11 protein-coding genes are annotated in these 16,104 nt (G+C 58.5%); all 11 read left to right on the top strand.

Annotated features, from left to right (window positions below):
- A partial coding sequence (locus FJ222_08880) for a tetratricopeptide repeat protein (protein MBM4164534.1) occupies nt 1-636 on the top strand: 636 nt, incomplete at its 5' end.
- Nucleotides 637-918: 282 nt separating this feature from the next.
- Nucleotides 919-1,578 carry a hypothetical protein gene (locus FJ222_08875; GenBank protein MBM4164533.1) on the top strand — a complete coding sequence of 220 codons (660 nt, stop codon included), beginning with the start codon at nt 919-921 and terminating at the stop codon, nt 1,576-1,578.
- On the top strand, nt 1,568-2,455 hold the full coding sequence (locus FJ222_08870; protein ID MBM4164532.1) for a nucleotidyl transferase AbiEii/AbiGii toxin family protein: 888 nt from the start codon (nt 1,568-1,570) through the stop codon (nt 2,453-2,455). Before FJ222_08875 ends, FJ222_08870 begins: the two co-directional genes overlap by 11 nt.
- A 93-nt stretch (nt 2,456-2,548) precedes the next feature.
- Nucleotides 2,549-4,888 (top strand): LamG domain-containing protein, encoded by a 2,340-nt coding sequence (locus tag FJ222_08865; protein MBM4164531.1) that lies wholly within the window; start codon nt 2,549-2,551, stop codon nt 4,886-4,888.
- Between the two features lie 315 nt (nt 4,889-5,203).
- Entirely contained in the window at nt 5,204-8,017 is a 2,814-nt protein-coding gene (locus FJ222_08860; GenBank protein ID MBM4164530.1) for a hypothetical protein, read from the top strand.
- A 403-nt stretch (nt 8,018-8,420) separates the two neighbouring features.
- Nucleotides 8,421-8,657, top strand: a complete 237-nt coding sequence (locus FJ222_08855; GenBank protein ID MBM4164529.1) for a hypothetical protein — start codon at nt 8,421-8,423, stop codon at nt 8,655-8,657.
- A gap of 3 nt (nt 8,658-8,660) precedes the next feature.
- The gene (locus tag FJ222_08850; GenBank protein ID MBM4164528.1) at nt 8,661-13,514 is read left to right on the top strand and encodes a DUF4062 domain-containing protein; all 4,854 of its coding nucleotides are present in this window, start codon (nt 8,661-8,663) and stop codon (nt 13,512-13,514) included.
- Nucleotides 13,515-13,532: 18 nt separating this feature from the next.
- On the top strand, nt 13,533-14,354 hold the full coding sequence (locus FJ222_08845; protein ID MBM4164527.1) for a hypothetical protein: 822 nt from the start codon (nt 13,533-13,535) through the stop codon (nt 14,352-14,354).
- Nucleotides 14,355-14,376: 22 nt separating this feature from the next.
- A complete protein-coding gene (locus FJ222_08840) occupies nt 14,377-15,348 on the top strand; it encodes a hypothetical protein (GenBank protein ID MBM4164526.1) in 972 nt (323 codons plus the stop codon).
- A gap of 55 nt (nt 15,349-15,403) precedes the next feature.
- On the top strand, nt 15,404-15,643 hold the full coding sequence (locus tag FJ222_08835; GenBank protein ID MBM4164525.1) for an ATP-binding protein: 240 nt from the start codon (nt 15,404-15,406) through the stop codon (nt 15,641-15,643).
- Complete coding sequence (locus FJ222_08830) at nt 15,640-15,780, top strand: DUF4062 domain-containing protein (protein MBM4164524.1); 141 nt, start codon at nt 15,640-15,642, stop codon at nt 15,778-15,780. The genes FJ222_08835 and FJ222_08830 overlap by 4 nt, the downstream gene beginning before the upstream one ends.
- The last annotated feature ends 324 nt before the right edge of the window (nt 15,781-16,104 follow it).

The raw sequence follows: 16,104 nt of genomic DNA, 5'->3' as shown, positions 1-16,104 counted from the left end.
CAGGCCACCAACCGGCTCGCGGACGCGGAACCCCTGATGCGCCGCGCCCTCAAGATCGATGAGCAAAGCTACGGGGAGAACCATCCGTCCGTCGCCATTCGCCTCAACAACTTGGCTCAGTTGCTTCAGGCCACCAACCGGCTCGCGGACGCGGAACCCCTGATGCGCCGCGCCCTCAAGATCGATGAGCAAAGCTACGGGGAGAACCATCCGTCCGTCGCCATAGACCTCAACAACTTGGCTCAGTTGCTTAAGGCCACCAACCGGCTCGCGGACGCGGAACCCCTGATGCGGCGAATGGTGGAAATCTTCCTGAAGTTCACCCGTGACTCCGGGCATCCACACCCGCATTTGCAGCCGGCGTTCGGAAACTATGCCAGCCTACTCCAGTCGATGGGAAAGCCTGAGGACGAGATCCGCGCCACACTTGCAGAACTGGCCGGGCGGCACGGGGTCGATCTTGGAGGAGCGGGCGGGCAGACCGGAAGCGGTCCCTCGCCCAAACTGCGCGCCGTGCTTGAAGAGATCATGCGCGATCAGTCCAGATTCCAGGAGATCGCCGCCAGACTCCAGCGCGACGATCCGGCCCTGTTCCAGGAACTGGTCGCGTTCATCCAGAGCCAGCAGCAGGAATAGACATCTACAGAGAAAGAGAGAGTACAGCGGGGGCTGTGAACCCGCTGAGGCGAAGCGACTGGCGCTTGACACTCACGCGCCATGGCAGCAGGCTCGCCTGACTGCGAGCGTACTCGCTCAGGCAGGTAGCGCCTGCTGTACCGGGAGGCCAAGTACAGCGGGCGTTACAAGCCCGCTGAGGCGAACGGAAGAGCAGCAGGCAGCGAGAAGAAGAGGTTGGCATCATGGATATACGATATAGTCTTGCGCACGGATTACGAAACGAGTAATGTAGCTGCACAAATGCAGAAACTGACCGAACACGTATTGAAGTTGGCTCCGCCGGGCGGGTTGTTCGATGAAACGGTTGTCGCAAACCTGTTTCCGGATGGGTCTGCCGGTGCGCGCGCATTGCTGGTGCATCGGGCCAGTCAAGCGGGTGAAATCCTGCGCCTGAAACCTGGGCTGTTTGTGCTGGCACCGCCGTATCGGAAAACCGAGCCGCATCCGTTTGTGCTGGCCGCCAGCCTGCACGCACCGTCCCATGTCAGTTTGGAGTCCGCCCTGGCGCATCACGGACTGATCCCCGAGGCGGTCTATCAGGTCAGCAGCATCACAGTCGCGCGCAGTCGGGAGTTTCACACGCCGGCAGGGGTGTTCAGTTTCCACCGGGTGCCGGTGCGCGCGCCCCGGGCCGGTGTGGAGGCTGTGGAGGTGTCGCGCAATGCCTGGGCGTTCATCGCCACCCCCCTCCGCGCGATCGCCGACTTGGTCTATCTCAACAAGTCAATCACGTGGGACCAGAACGGCATGAGTTACCTGACCGAATCGCTGCGCATCGAGGCAGACGACCTGGGCGCACTCTCATTCGAGGGGATGGACGAGCTTCTGGAGAGTTTTCGCAGTCGGCGGGTGCGCGCTTACCTGCAGGGATTGAAAGGATCGGTCCGTCATGCTGGATAGGGTTTTGAGCGCAAAACTGCGCGAGTACGCGCCATCGAACGCGGTGGAACAGGACAACGTGTTGCAGGAGATGATGCAGCACTATGTGCTGACCAGTCTTTCGCGTGCCGGCCTGTTTGCGGAAGCCATCTTTCACGGCGGCACCTGCCTGCGGATCGTCAACGGGATCAACCGATTCTCGGAGGATTTGGATTTCCTGCTCAAGCGGCCCGCCCCGGCCTTCCGCTGGCAGGGTTATCTGGAGTCCGTTCGACGGGACTGCGCCCAGGAAGGCATTGCCTTTGAGGTGCAGGACAAGGCCGAGGCTGCATCGGCCGTTCGTAAGGCCTTTCTCAAGACCGACTCCATCGGGAAGCTCCTGATGCTGGACTTGCCCTTCGAGCGGTATCACGCCCGCAAACTCCGCATCAAGCTGGAGATCGACACCAACCCGCCGGCCGGTTCGGCCTTCACCACCAGCTACATCACCTTTCCCGTGACGGCGCCCCTGACAACCCAGACCCTTGAATCGAGTTTCGCTCTCAAATTGCACGCGCTGCTCTGCCGATCCTACGTCAAAGGGCGCGACTGGTATGATTTCGTGTGGTATGTGGCGCGTGGCGTCCGGCCCGATCTGGAGTTGCTGCGCAACGCCCTTCGCCAACAGGGACCATGGGCGGACCAGCAGACGAGCGTGACAGGGCCGTGGCTGATCGCGAATCTACGGACAGCCATTGAGCGGATTGACTGGGCCGTGGCCCGACAGGACGTCCAACGGTTCCTCCCGCTGCGCGAGCAGGAATCCCTCAGTTTTTGGGATGCGGCGTTCTTTCTGCACCATGTGAGCAAAATGGCAGCAGGCTCGCCTGACTGCGAGCGTACTCGCTCAGGCTCGTAGCGCCTGCTGTACCGAGACACAAGTACAGCGGGCGTTACAAGCCCGCTGAGGTAAGAGCACGCGTGGATTGCAGGTAAAGGAAGCTAACCATACATGACCGAGCGAAGCCAACTACTTCGGAAATTGCGGCGGCTCGCGCTGTGGGGACTGGCAGGCGTGACGGCGGCGGTGATCGCGCTGCTTGCAGCGCTTTGGGTCTCGGCACGGGCCGATCCGGTGCCGACACGCCGTTTCACATACCGGGACGGGACGTTTGACTATTACTTTGGATGGGAAAATGCGGATTTATTGGTGATGTACCCTAATGGCAATGTCCAACGCGAAACCGTGGCTGCCATCCCCGTCCAAATCGCGACCAACGAATGGGCGGATCTCTTTATTGTTTACACGCTCGGTAACGGTCGTATCTATGGAGTCTCAGGTGAAGCGAGTATCGTGGACCGGACAGGACGCTGTCTGTGGATCGGCACGATCAACGGCATGCTGGAAGATTTCTTCAAGCCGGATTGCTGGTGGCTGCGGCTGGCCGATGTGGACGGCGACGGCCGGGCCGAAGCGGTCGTGACCAGCGCCGAGAATGAGGAGGGCGAGACCTGGACAAAGGAGCGCTGCCTGAAAACCGTGGCCGTACATACACAAATCGAAAGGTTGGACGGCAAGCAGACACCGGTTGATGCTCGTTCGCTCTCCCGCTGGCGGCGCTTGCGCTTCAACCTGTGGCGCTTCCGCACCCCCGATGATGTTCCCGGATGCGGTGATGACACCGCATCCGAAAGTCCGGACGAAGAGGCGTCCACCTCGTGGTTTCAATGCACGGCCGCCATGGAGCGCCGCCTCTATGCCGAGAGCCGCGACCAGGAGCAGGCGCGGCAGGAGCGGCTGCGCATGTGCGCAGCGCCGTATCCCGCCGATATCCGGCTGCTCGTCGAAGAGGCGTATGACGCCGCCAAGCGCCATGCCGAGCGATATGCGGTTCTCCGCAACAGGCATGGCGGCTCGGGCGTGTTGATCGCCATCATGTTGCTGCAGGAGCAGATTTGCGAGCGAACCGTGGCACTCATCGAACACGTCTGCGCCCGTCGGTTGGAGGCGTTGGGGCGAGCGCCGGACGATAAGGGCGGGCAGGCGGAGGAGTCGCGGCGGACGGAACAGAACCTGTTTCGTCCGTACAGCGATACGGATCGCGCCGACGCCGCCTTCACCAGACTCTTCGCGCGGCTGCTGCCGGAGGTTCCCGCGCCGGATGTCCGGCGCCATGTGGCGGCGACCTTGCGTCCTGAACGCGATCCTTACGAGATGATACTCTTTGTTGAATATCGGTCCAGCGATCTGATGCGCATCTGCGCGTATCCCCGCGGTACGGCTCAGGAGTGGACGCCGCCGGAGCTTGCGCGCACGTTGCTGGAAGCGCATGAACAAGAGGTGCGACGGTTGGAGGCGCTCGCGCGCCAGGGCGATCCGCAGAGTCTGGAGCGTGTCCTGGACCTGCTGGTCTTCAATCCGCGTAGCTTTTTTTCGGCCGATCCCGTGCGCGCGCAGGATATCTACCAGAGCGTCAAGGCGGCCCATCCCGGCCTGCGGCTTGAGGGCGAGCCCAAGATCGAGCTAACCCTTTACCTCAGCGCGTCCACACCATTCGATTGGGGCGATCGGAGGGCATACTGGGACACGGAAGAGGTCGATCTCGATTTGTGGGGAGACGGCGAACCGGGGTACCTGCTCAGCCTCGCCTGGCATTACGCGCACGACCCCGCTTTCCGTTGGGACTTTTTCCAGCGGATACTGGCCAGGAGCGGCGGCGGACGCGACGCCCTCTATGCGAACCTGCGGCACGCATATCTCTATGCGCAGGAGCATTGTACGTGGGATCAGAATGTCGGCGATCTCTTTGCTGCGGGCACCGCCGGGATCGCTTTCGACACGCCGCGCGAGATCGGTCGCTATCTGGCCTACCACGAGCGCAGGCGTTCGGCGTACAGCGAGCATCGCGACGCCTATCGTTGCGGCAAGCGGTTCGTCGCCCTGCAAACCGCCAGCGAGACGCATTTCTTGGGCCCCGGCGGTCGGCTCCGACACGCCGCACACGAGAACGCCCTGCTGCAGGACATGGCGCTCGACCTGATGCTGCTTGAGGAAGGGATGCTGACGCCGATACCCGGTGATGAGCGCCGGACATGGGACGAGTACCGGCGCCTGCGCGGCGAGGTGACCGCCCTGATCGAATCCGGAGGTCAGGGCGGGATGCTGCCGGACGCCGCGGCTTTCGCCGTCACCCAGCAGGCGTGGGAGGCCTATTGCCGCGCCTTCATCGACGCCGCCAGCACATGGAGCGATCTGGAGAACGATCTGGTGACGAAAGACGCGTGGCTGGTCTGGCTGCTTGAAAAACGGATCCTGCAGCTCCGGCGTCTCAAAAACCGAATCCTTGAGTAAGCGCATGGCAGAGTGATCGCCTGTTTGCGATCCCGCTCGGACACCTGCGTGCGTGACGCCCCCCGGAGGGCGTTGCGGGGATGTGTGGTATTGCCATGGTGGATCAAAGACAGTACAGCGGGCGTTACAAGCCCGCTGCCGGCAGGTGGTGCGGCGATTAGGGCCTTACGTGCTAACACGGCCCATAGAAATCCAGTTGTTCGTAATGGCTGAATGGTGAGATTGTGTCCCGGGTTACGGCCCGACAGGTCCAAAGTTTGGGCGTGCGTATTAACGTCGGGTGGGTTATAGTCTATAAATCATAGGAGTATCCAAATGCGTGAAACGAAACCGATCTTTGATATCCTCGTTGCAGGCGACGCCGGCTCTGACTTTGACATTTACCTCCACTCCGGCGCAGACAACCCGCCGCCCGGCACACGCACCACGATGCGCCATAGCCTCGGTGGAGCCGGGCTTGTTCAGCGTATGCTCGCTGCATGGGTTAAGGAGAATATGGCGTTCGTACCGGTTGCGGAAAAGGCTTTGGCTGTAGCGAAGCAGGAATTGTCTGAGAGCGAGCTGAAAGCGAAAATCGAAATCAACCAATTGGAAAAAGCACCGCAAGTTTCCTTAATTAAGACCGCCCACATTTCAAGCAATCTCGTCGCTCCGCCCACCTTCGGCGTCTGGCGTCCTTGTCCGCTGGGAGAGCGTTTCGCTGACAAGGGCGATAAGACTAAAATCTGGCGCGTCGGGCGCTCCATTGGTTCGGGCGTCTGCGATGCCAGCTTTGTTTTCCCCAAGCCGGAAGGCCCGGCCCCGATTCCTGATGGCTACAATCCCGGCGTGCTCGTCTTGGTGGATCACGCCAATTGCTACCGGCACCCGCATGGAGAAACGCTTCCGCATGAACCATTTTGGATGCGACCGGATGCAACCGTGGTTTGGAAAATGGCCCCCCCCTTCTGCCGAGGCGAACTCTGGTGGCGTGGAGTCTGCGCCGGAGTCCCCGCCCGGTCGGTTGTACTGCTCTCGCTCAGCCGGCTCCGTACCGAAGCGGTACGCGTGAGTTGCCGCGTCTCTTGGGAGCGCACGGCCCTGGAGATCGCACGCGAACTCGAATTCAACCCGACCCTTGCCGATCTCCGTTCCTGCCGTGACGTGGTGGTTACCATACACGGCGAAGGTGCCGTCTGGCGCAGCAGAACAACCGACGCCTCGAATGACGCCACCTACCGTCTCATCTTTGACCCCGTCCACATGGAAGGGGAGTGGGCTCAGGAGCATCACATCGACGGCGACGTCTACGGATCCGCGTGTGCCATGTCCGCTGCACTTGCCGCGCAACTGGCTTTAGGGCAGGATCGGATCATGGCCATCGCCGCTGCGATACCGCGCGGGCTTCTCGCCATGCGCCTGCTCCACGTACTCGGGCACGGCCCAGTCGATGCAACAGAGAATAATACTGAACCCGGGATTCCTTCCGCCCGTATGGCCCGGGTACTGCGTAACGATCCATCCGCATTCGACGGTCTTAAGCGCGATGTGTTCGGGAACTTCGGCGATGTCGAAATCCCGGCTCAAAGAATCCGAGAGCCGGATTCCTGCTGGCGCATCGCCGCCTGCGGTTCACAGGGAAGTCCGCTCCACGGCCTGGCCCGGCGTTTTGCGCTCACCGGCAAACGCGAATTGCGCGCCATCCCTCATGCCTGTTTCGGGGAACTCCTCACCGCCGACCGCAGCGAAATCGAAGCGCTCCGTAATTTCAAGACCCTCATCCGAACCTACAAAGCAGGCAAAGACACCAAACCCCTCTCCCTCGCCGTCTTTGGCCCTCCCGGTGCCGGCAAATCCTTCGGCATTGAACAGATTGCCGGGCAGGTGCTCGGCGATGAGGGCAAGATATGCAAATTCAACCTTTCGCAATTCGACGAAGCCGACTTGGCCGGCGCCCTCCATCAGGTCCGCGACGAGGTGCTTCGCGGCAAGCTGCCGGTCGTCTTCTGGGACGAATTCGACTCGGACCAATACAAATGGCTCAAACTGTTGCTTGCCCCCATGAACGACGGTGTCTTCCAGGAAGGCCAGATCACCCATCCGCTTGGCCGTTGTATCTTTGTTTTCGCCGGCGGCACCAGCGATGACGCCGAGCACTTCGGCCCCAAGCCGCCCACAGAAGGCACCCTCACCCCCGAGCAAACCGCCGATTGGAACAACTTCAAGCTCGCAAAAGGCCCTGACTTCATGAGCCGCCTTCACGGCACCCTCAACATCCTTGGGCCGAACCAGCAGATCAAACGTGACTGGAACGGTGGACAAGACCCCAATCCAGACGACGTCAGCTACCCCCTTCGTCGCGCCCTCCTCCTGCGTGCAAAGCTGAAATTGAAACCTGACCAGCGGCTTGAGATGGATCCCGGACTCCTCTCCGCATTGCTCGAAACGCCGCGTTACACCAACGGATCTCGCTCGTTCGAGAAGATCGTGTTGGCCATTCGCGGCAACGCCGCAGGCCGTACCCGCTATCTCCCTTCCGACCTCCCCAGCGATGCCGTCCTCGCGATGAATGTGGACGATATTCGCGACTCGAAGGGCAAAATCCGGCAGAAAGGCGCCGCCGCCTTCAAGGCGATCCTTACTCACGATGCGGAATTCCAATGCCTTGCGGAGAAACTCGCCCCGGCCATCCACCTGTCTTACATCCCGCTCGCGGAACGAGAAAACCCGAATAACACCCCCTACCCCAATCTGCCGCCCGAGCAGAAAGCGGACAACACTGCGGCAGCCATGCGCATTCCCTGGTTGCTCGGGCTCGCCGGGCTGCAAATCGTCCAAACTCCCGACAGCGGGGATATCCTGACCGACGAACAGGTGCTTGAAATCCTCTCCGAACCCAACACCCTCGAAATGCTCGCTGAAGAGGAGCACGACATGTGGGTCATGCTCAAAAAAGCGAACGGATGGATTCTAGGCGAGCGTAAGGACGCGATTCACAGTCACAATTTGCTCATTCCTTATGCCGAACTGAAAGAGCCGCAGAAGAAGAAAGACCGCAACAACGTCCAAAAGATCCCCGAGCAGGTCAGCCTCGCAGGCTTCTCGATCATTCGAAAAAAAGGCCCCATGTATCACGTCTCGGAAAAATGACCCATGCCACCCGAAGCGATATACCCCGAGTGTCAGCAGCCACGCACTCAGGTCGGCAAGCACTGGCTCTACCCGAAGTACGGCTAGGTCACACTCCATTAATGTATGGCCACCCAACCTGACATCCGCGACTTCTTCGTCTCCTACGCCCGGAGCGACAACACCTCGGGCTGGATCACCCGTTTCGTTGAAGAAATCCAGGCAGAGCATCGGAAATTCAGCTCTGGCCGCGAACTCACGCCCTTCTTCGACCAGCACGCCATCACCACCGGCGCGGACTGGCAGCTTTATCTCGCGCACGGCATCGCCCACTCGCGGCTGTTTCTCGCTTTCTTTCGCCGGATGCCGAACACAGGCAAAACAGCCGCTCGCAAAATCACCACAAAGTGGTTACTATCTCACCATGATTCAGAGACACATTCAGGATTCCATCAGGCGGGCCATGGCCGCCACGACGGCCGTGCTGCTCAATGGAACCAGCGCCACCGTGGGCACATCCGACTTCGCGGCCCTGAAAGAGTTGCGGGGTCAACTCGGCGAGAAGTTCGTCACCGGGGCGGTTCTCTACACCGGCGACAAACTGATTCCGTTTGGCGACAAGCTTTGGCTCGTGCCATTGCCGACTCTGTGGGAGGAATGAACCATGACCTATCAAACCACCTCCCCCCGTCTCCGCCCCGTCATCCGCGTGTTCGTCAGTTCGACGTTCAGCGACATGAAGCACGAGCGCAATGCGCTCGCGGCCGAGGTGTATCCCAAGCTGGAAGAGCTTTGCCAGAAAAGCGGGTTTCAGTTCCAGGCCATTGATCTACGCTGGGGCGTCTCGACCGAGGCTGGCTTGGATCACCGGACGATGAGGATCTGCTTCGATGAGCTGCGGCGGGCGCAGGAGATCTCGCCGGAGCCCAATTTTCTCGTCTTGCTCGGCGACCGCTATGGCTGGCGGCCTTTGCCGGAAGCGATTTCGGAAAGTGAGTTTCAGGAACTGGAGAGAGTGGCAACCACGAAGGTCACGAATAGCCCTTCGACGCCGCTCAGCGCAGGCACGAATGGGGAAGTCAGGCGTGGTCAAGGTCTCGATCCGCTGGCGATTCTGAGGGCATGGTATCGTTGCGACGAGAATGTCTTGCTGCCGGACCCGCCGGAGGCCGACCCCGACCGGGCTCCGCTGAACTACATCCTGCAACCGCGCCAAAATCTTGGCAAAGGGCGCGACTACACCCGCACAAAGGACGGCAACGACACGCAGGATTGGCTGGATGTCCAGCAGGTTCTGTGGAGCCTCATCAACACCGCGTTCCCCGCAGAGGGACGATGGTTCGATGGCGTGGATTGGGAGCGGCATGTGGGCGAAGTGAATGACCCGCAATATCCCAAGCGCGCCATCCCGCAGTTTGCCCGGTTTCAGGCCTCAGCCACCGAGCAGGAGATTTGGTGTGGTGCCCTGTCGGCGGCAAACGCGGAACGCCATGTGATCGCCTGTTTTCGTGAGATCGACAACCGGAGGGACTTCACCGCCGCCGAGGTGAAGGACTTCTTTGACCGGACGGATTCCGGAGAGTTCGACCCTGCCGCAGCCGCGAGGCAGACCGCGCTGAAGAAGGTGATCCGGCTAAGGCTGGGTAAAAACGGGCCGTTGCGCATTCCATTTTCCCGTCTGAAACGCGAAGGCGACGGAATCCTCCTGGACGCTTCTGAGGCAGCCACCAAGGCATTCTGTGATGCGGTGTTCAAGAGATTTGAGCCGATTATCAAACGACAGATCGAGGAGTATTGGAACAAGAGCACACAAGGCTCCCCTGAACGCGCCACGCGCGAACTGAAGATCGAGCAGGACGAGCACCAGCGCTTTGGTCGCGAGCGCGGTGGCAAAGAAACGTTTGTCGGGCGAGAAGTCGAGTTGAAGGCAATCCGTGCCTATTTGCAGAATGCTTCAAGGCAGCCGCTGGTGGTGCATGGTTCATCCGGTTGCGGCAAGACGGCGTTGATGGCCCGGGCCAGTGCGGAATGCGGATTGCGGAATGCGGAATCTGGATCGGAGGGGCTGCAATCTGAAATCCGAGATCCGAAATCCACAATTATCACGCGCTTCATCGGCGTCACGCCCCACTCGTCCGACCTGCGCGGGCTGCTCACAAGTCTCTGTCAGGAATTGCGGCAGCGAAACCCGCGCGAAGGCGCGCTTCCCACCGACATCAAGGAGCTGCGTGACGAATTCGACCAGCACTTGCGGGCCGCCGAGAAGCTACAGCTACCACTGATCCTGTTTCTGGACGCCCTCGACCAGCTTTACGACGCGGACAGCGGACGCCTTCTCACCTGGATTCCGTTGGGCGAGTTGCCGCCCTATGTGAAGCTCGTCGTCTCCTGCCTGTCCGACCGGGCCGAGGACGATTCGGAGGGCCAACCGTATGCCGAACTCAAGAAACGCCAACTCCCAGCGACACCGTTCATCAATCTGGACGCGTTCCCGGAGGCCGAAGCCAGGACGCTGCTGTTTGAGCGCTGGCTGCCCCAGGCGGGACGCACGGTCAGTCGGGACCAGCGCGCACGCATCGAGCAACGACTTGCGTCGGCGGTCTGCCGTCAGCCGATCTATCTCAAGCTGCTGTTCGAGGAAGCCCGGCTGTGGCGGTCCTATGATGAAGCACCGAAGGTGGCCGAGGCTGTTCCTGCACTCCTCAAGCAACTGTTCGGCCGGCTCAGCCTGCCTGCGAACCACGGTTCGCTGCTGGTGGAACGCGTGTTGGGTTATCTCGCCGCGTCCCGCTATGGACTGGCAGAGACCGAAATCCTGGAAGTCCTTTTCGCCGACCCCGAATACAAGAAGGAACTCTATGACGCTTCGGTGACGAACCGCCACGATCTGCCGCCAAATGCGACTCGCATTCCCATTACGATCTGGTCGCGGCTCCGCTTCGACCTCGCCCCCTACCTCACCGAGCGCGCCGCACCCGGTGCCAATGTGCTGACGTTCTACCATCTGCAGGTAGCCGAATGGGTGCAGGAACATTTCGCGAAAGCGCCGGATGCTCACTGGCAGCCGCACCAGCGACTGGCCGAGTACTTTGAGAGCCAAGAGAATTGGATAGGAGTACGCAACTTGCCGATGCTTCATGGCGAACCCAATAGACGCAAATCGGCCGAGTTTCCGTGGCAGTTGAGTCAGGCCCACCAACCGGAAAGGCTCGGCCAATTGCTTACAAACATCGCGTTCCTTGAAACAAAAGTCGCTGCCGAACTACCGTTCGACCTGCTTGACGACTTCCATCGCCTCGACAAGTTGTGCCAGGAGTTGCCGGAACTGGAACCTGAGATCAGTGAGGTGTTCCGTGAAAGTTTCGTTTTGTGGCGAATTCTCGGAAGTATTCTCGATCAAGTTACAGTAGATCCTGCATCAATCGGCGCACAGATTGGCATTGAACTGCAGAACATCGGTGCGGCTTCTTCGTCACAACCTCGCGAAGGCAGCCTATTGCGTCGGTTGGACCAAGCGACTAATGACCGTCCATGTTTCAGCAGATTTAGCGGTGGTACCGGCGTCCCGTATCTCGCCCAGACAGCGTTGCGACAAGACTTCGTACACTTCCTGCGCTTCTCTGCTGATAGCGGCAAACTTTTGTACGCCGATGCCGAGGGAAAAATCGTTCAATGGAACTGGTCTGCGCCTGAGATCCATCAAACAGAATCACTGACAACGAGCAATTTTTCCGGTGCGGCGTTCGTGTCAGATCAGTCCCTCGTGATTGCGGGGCCCAATGAGGCGTGGATGTTCTCCTGCCAAAGCCTGTGGGACGAACGATTTTGCAGCGGAACATGGAAACGGATGCTGACCAGCGAGGCAGAGGCAAGTTTGGGCGCAGTTGCAGGATGCCCGCTGTCAGGGACATTCTTGGTGTCAGAGGTCGGATATGACATCGCTCGAATCGTTCGTTTCAGGGGCACGGATCGCATCCAGCCATTAAAAATGCCGTATGTCGGAGGGATCCCACACGTCAATTTCATAAGCGTGAGCTCGAATGAACAAGTGATGGCGGTTTGCTTCGGCGACGGAACGCTTGCGATGAGCACCGGTTTCTGCGCTGTGGTTCATTCAGGTGGCATTAACGCCTGCGCCTTTCTCGAGAAGGACATGGAGATTGCGACCATTGGTGCGGACGGGGTTCTTGCCATTCGTAGTCTTGAGGGCGAACTTAAGCGAGAAGTCAATCTCATCCAAGGCACCGGAACTTGTCTTGCCTACTGTCCGCAGCACCGACTGATTGTTGTGGGGCATCGCAACGGCTACATCTCGGTTGAGCCCAATGCAGGAAGTGATTTCGAGTTAGTCTCAGGATTCTGGCCTGGCGTTCGTGGCCAAGTGTCAAGCATCTGTTTTTCATCGTGTGGCAATTACCTGGCTACCGCTGGCTCAAACGGCGTTGTGCGAGTGTTTGAAATTGACGCGGTCAAACAGGCATGTAAGACAAAGTCAATTGGGCAAAGTGGATTTCCAGCAGGTCCGATAAACGATGTACGCTTTCTTGATCGATCCAGAGATCTCGTCTTTCTGGACCGAAACCAAAAAGTGAGGACAGACTCTCCAACTGCCGATTCCCGCTATCTACCATTCGGCTGCAACTGTTTCTGTATTGACCAGACGCGCGAAAGAATTGTAGCCGCGCGAAATGACGAGATTTACTTCCTTACTCCCTCAACAGGAGAACCGGAATATATGGAGCAGGTCGGCGGTGCCGAAAAGCATTCCATGACCATATCGTCCGACGGACGGTTTTTGGCCTTAATTGAGAATGATCGGCTTATCATGTACGAAATTGGTAATCGTAAACCCATGCTTGAACAACGCCTTGATCTCTCCTTGACACAGTTCATGGCTGTTCAAACGCGCCCGCTCAAACGCGCCCCACTTCGTTTCTGCCGCAACGGGAAACTCCTGGCGGTTCCCTTGGAATCAACGGTCTTGGAAAGTCCGAATGGGCGCGGGACGTTTGATCCCGATCTCCGTCGCAACCTCCTGTTCGTCGAAGTCCCATCCGGTCAAATCAGCGGGACCATTGAATATCGGGGGTTCTGTACAGCATTGGACGAAATACCGGAGAAGGACATCTTGATTGTTGGACTTGGGAGAGGAGTTGTTCATGTTGGGTCTCAAGAAGTCATCTGCCAAAGCGAAAATGATGCGCTACTCTTCTGTTCGATAGCGGAAGGCTGCTGTCTTCAATCCCGCCGACTGATTACTGAAGACCTTGGTGTTGAGGGTATAGCTATTGAACGCGAAACAAACTTCAAGGGATGCATCGTGGTGGCCTTCGAGAGTGGACGTATTCGGCTAACTTCTTTGCACTCCGATTTTTGGGCAGCATCAATTTGCATACCTGACCCGGCAGTGGGAGTTCGATTTCGTAACGGGATTGTGCAGGTTGCCGATAATGGCGCACAACGCGGCAACTGGCCCGCCCTGCACCAATTTACCTTGCACTTTCCTATCGCCGAATGAAAGGAGTCCAGTGAGTCCATGAACCATCCAAAGAAGACTTCAATGAAAACCGTCGCCTATTACATCTTGCGTGAGAACTCACGACCGAGCGAAGAGGAAGGGTTCGGCCTGGCGTTCGGGATCAACATGGTTTACGCCAAATCGCACAATATCGATGTCCTTGACGCATTTGCCGACAAGTCTGGTCAAGTTCCTGTTGCGATGTCGTTTCCCTACGACCCAGCAGGCGACGTACCGGAGCAGATGAAAAAGTACATCGCTGCTCAAGGGGGCGGCCATTTCTTGAATGATCCGGACCGCTATGAGATCTTCATCGTCGGCTCGAAGGAGGGAAATCCGCCACAACCAACCTGCACGGCGATGATTATCGACCGTGGCGAGAAACAGCATGCAAACACGATATCCGAGGAGGTTCAAGCCTGCATCGACCGAGGACGACGATGGGAGGCGTTACGACGTTTTGGTGATGCGATGCATTGTTACGAAGTTGGCCGAGATGTTTACGGGGACCATCCTGAACTGCTAATTCGTTTGGGCATCCTCAAACTTGAATTCGAGACACTGCTCCCTGGTGCGTTGGACTGTCTTAAAAGGGCTCATAGCGCTTGTCCAAGCCGGACAGAGGTGCTTTACCCATTGGCGTGCTGCTATGTGAAGCAGGCCGATTCCATCAAGACTCAGGTCGAAGATGCGAGTCCGCGACGACTGAAAGAACTTGCGTTGAGCCTTCTTGAACAAGCTATTGTCAGAGTTCCGGGCGACGAGAGGATTCGGTTGCTGACCCAGAGGTTGCGGATTGAACTCGGCGACTACGCGGAAAACTTTTTCAAAGGTGCGTGATCACCCACAGGAGAACAACAACATGGCCAAAGCGATAACCCGAGAAATGGCTGAAATGGCCATGCGAGCTAAAGCCGCAGCCGAAGCCGGCAATAAAGAACAGGCGCTTGAAGCGACGAGTGCTTTGGAAGTCGCCTTTGCTGGCGTAGTCGGCCGCGCGCCTTCCGACGAACGAATGGCAATTCTCGGAATGTGTTACGCAACGTACGAGTTGCTCGGAGAATGGGAAATGGCCGCGCTAAAGATCGAGGACGCTATTTGTTATGCGGAAAAACACCATAGGAATTCGCCTGAGACTGCTGCGGATTACGCTCACTTGGCAGAGGCATACACCCGCCTGGGCGATTCTCCAGCGGCGGTGGTCGCGTTTGAAATCGCGATTGAGCAGATGAGACAGACATCGCAATGGATCACGTTCGGTACTCATTACGAAAAGCGCCTGCAGGAAGTGAAACAGCGTCTCCTCAGTGCGAAGCAGGACTCGACAGGAGCAGCATCTCCCACGCGCCGGAATCCACGATTACTGCGCTGCCGATCGGATCAGGATTCTGGGAAACTGCCTGATTTGAAAGCAGCGGTCGACGCCTTAAATGAGGAAGGCTTCCCGCGAAAGTTTCCACATTTCGATCCCATTTATCTTGTTGTATGGCAGTTGGAACGCCTGCCTACCGCTCAAGAAGCGACCTCAATAGCCTTAGGTTTCGTGAATTCTGGCGACCTTCCGGCTCCAACCGAGAAGACTCGATTGGCAAGAATGTCGTACACAAAAGACTGGGCCAACCCGAACGCACTCTCTTTCAATATCGCCGTTCACAAACTGCTCAAGAATAGCTTCCCTGAGCTCGCTCGGTACATCATAGTCAGCGACACGGGATTTAAAAGGGACGACCGCGTCAATTTCAGCGTCGTGACGGGAATTGGCCAGATGAGCGGGAATCAGTCCGGCCAGATGCAGTTCCGTGTAGTTGAGGTCCGTCCGGGTTCAAGCGCATGATCGGGCAAATGGATGGACTGCGGCCCCACAGGTCCCGCTACACTGAGGGAGTGTCATGAAGATCCGGCACATCAGAATCGAACGATTCCGGGGGATACGGGAACTGGAATGGCGCGTGGGAGGGGCCTTTGTTTGCCTCGTAGGGCCGGGGGATTCTACCAAGACGACCAATTTTGATGCCTTCGAGTTTGCGCTGTCGGCGCTGTGGAACATCCTGTTCGATGACTCGGACTTCTACGATGCCGACACCGGCGCGCCCATTGTGATTACCGTGACCGTCGGGAAACCAGTATGAATCAGGAATCACGAAAAGTCCGGGTGTTTGTCAGCAGCACGTTCCACGACATGCAGGCGGAGCGGGATGCGTTGGTGAAGCGGGTGTTTCCGGAGTTGCGGCGGCGTGCCGGGGATTTCAGAAAGGATGAAGGATGAACGATGAAGGGGGGGGGGACAGGAAAAGTAAGAAGGATCAATTATGAATGTTGAAGCCCCTGTGCGGCGTGGGCTCGGGGATCATTATGGCAGTGTTTGAACGCCTGCGGCATCACGCTCCGCAAACAAGGGTGGCTCGACGAGGCGGGGGTCACTAGGGGTCGTAATTAGACATTAGACATGTTGCGCTTGCGTTAGTCAGAGGATCACGCTACAGTGGGTTCATGGCTAGGCAATTGCGACACCATCATGGGGGCGGGTGGTACCACATCACGTCACGGGGAATGGGGCGTCAGGCGATCTATGCGGACGACGCCGACCGGG

The sequence above is a fragment of the Lentisphaerota bacterium genome, from assembly GCA_016873675.1.
Taxonomy (GTDB): Bacteria; Verrucomicrobiota; Kiritimatiellia; order RFP12; family JAAYNR01; genus VGWG01.
Note: the sequence above shows the minus strand (reverse complement) of the source record. Positions and strands in the feature narration are given on the sequence as shown.

Excerpts from the sequence above, each read along its gene's own strand:
- FJ222_08835 (MBM4164525.1), top strand. The coding sequence starts at position 15,404 with ATGAAGATCCGGCACATCAGAATCGAACGATTCCGGGGGATACGGGAA.
- FJ222_08850 (MBM4164528.1), top strand. The coding sequence starts at position 8,661 with ATGACCTATCAAACCACCTCCCCCCGTCTCCGCCCCGTCATCCGCGTG.
- FJ222_08855 (MBM4164529.1), top strand. The coding sequence starts at position 8,421 with ATGATTCAGAGACACATTCAGGATTCCATCAGGCGGGCCATGGCCGCC.
- FJ222_08845 (MBM4164527.1), top strand. The coding sequence starts at position 13,533 with ATGAACCATCCAAAGAAGACTTCAATGAAAACCGTCGCCTATTACATC.
- FJ222_08840 (MBM4164526.1), top strand. The coding sequence starts at position 14,377 with ATGGCCAAAGCGATAACCCGAGAAATGGCTGAAATGGCCATGCGAGCT.
- FJ222_08875 (MBM4164533.1), top strand. The coding sequence starts at position 919 with ATGCAGAAACTGACCGAACACGTATTGAAGTTGGCTCCGCCGGGCGGG.
- FJ222_08860 (MBM4164530.1), top strand. The coding sequence starts at position 5,204 with ATGCGTGAAACGAAACCGATCTTTGATATCCTCGTTGCAGGCGACGCC.
- FJ222_08870 (MBM4164532.1), top strand. The coding sequence starts at position 1,568 with ATGCTGGATAGGGTTTTGAGCGCAAAACTGCGCGAGTACGCGCCATCG.
- FJ222_08865 (MBM4164531.1), top strand. The coding sequence starts at position 2,549 with ATGACCGAGCGAAGCCAACTACTTCGGAAATTGCGGCGGCTCGCGCTG.
- FJ222_08830 (MBM4164524.1), top strand. The coding sequence starts at position 15,640 with ATGAATCAGGAATCACGAAAAGTCCGGGTGTTTGTCAGCAGCACGTTC.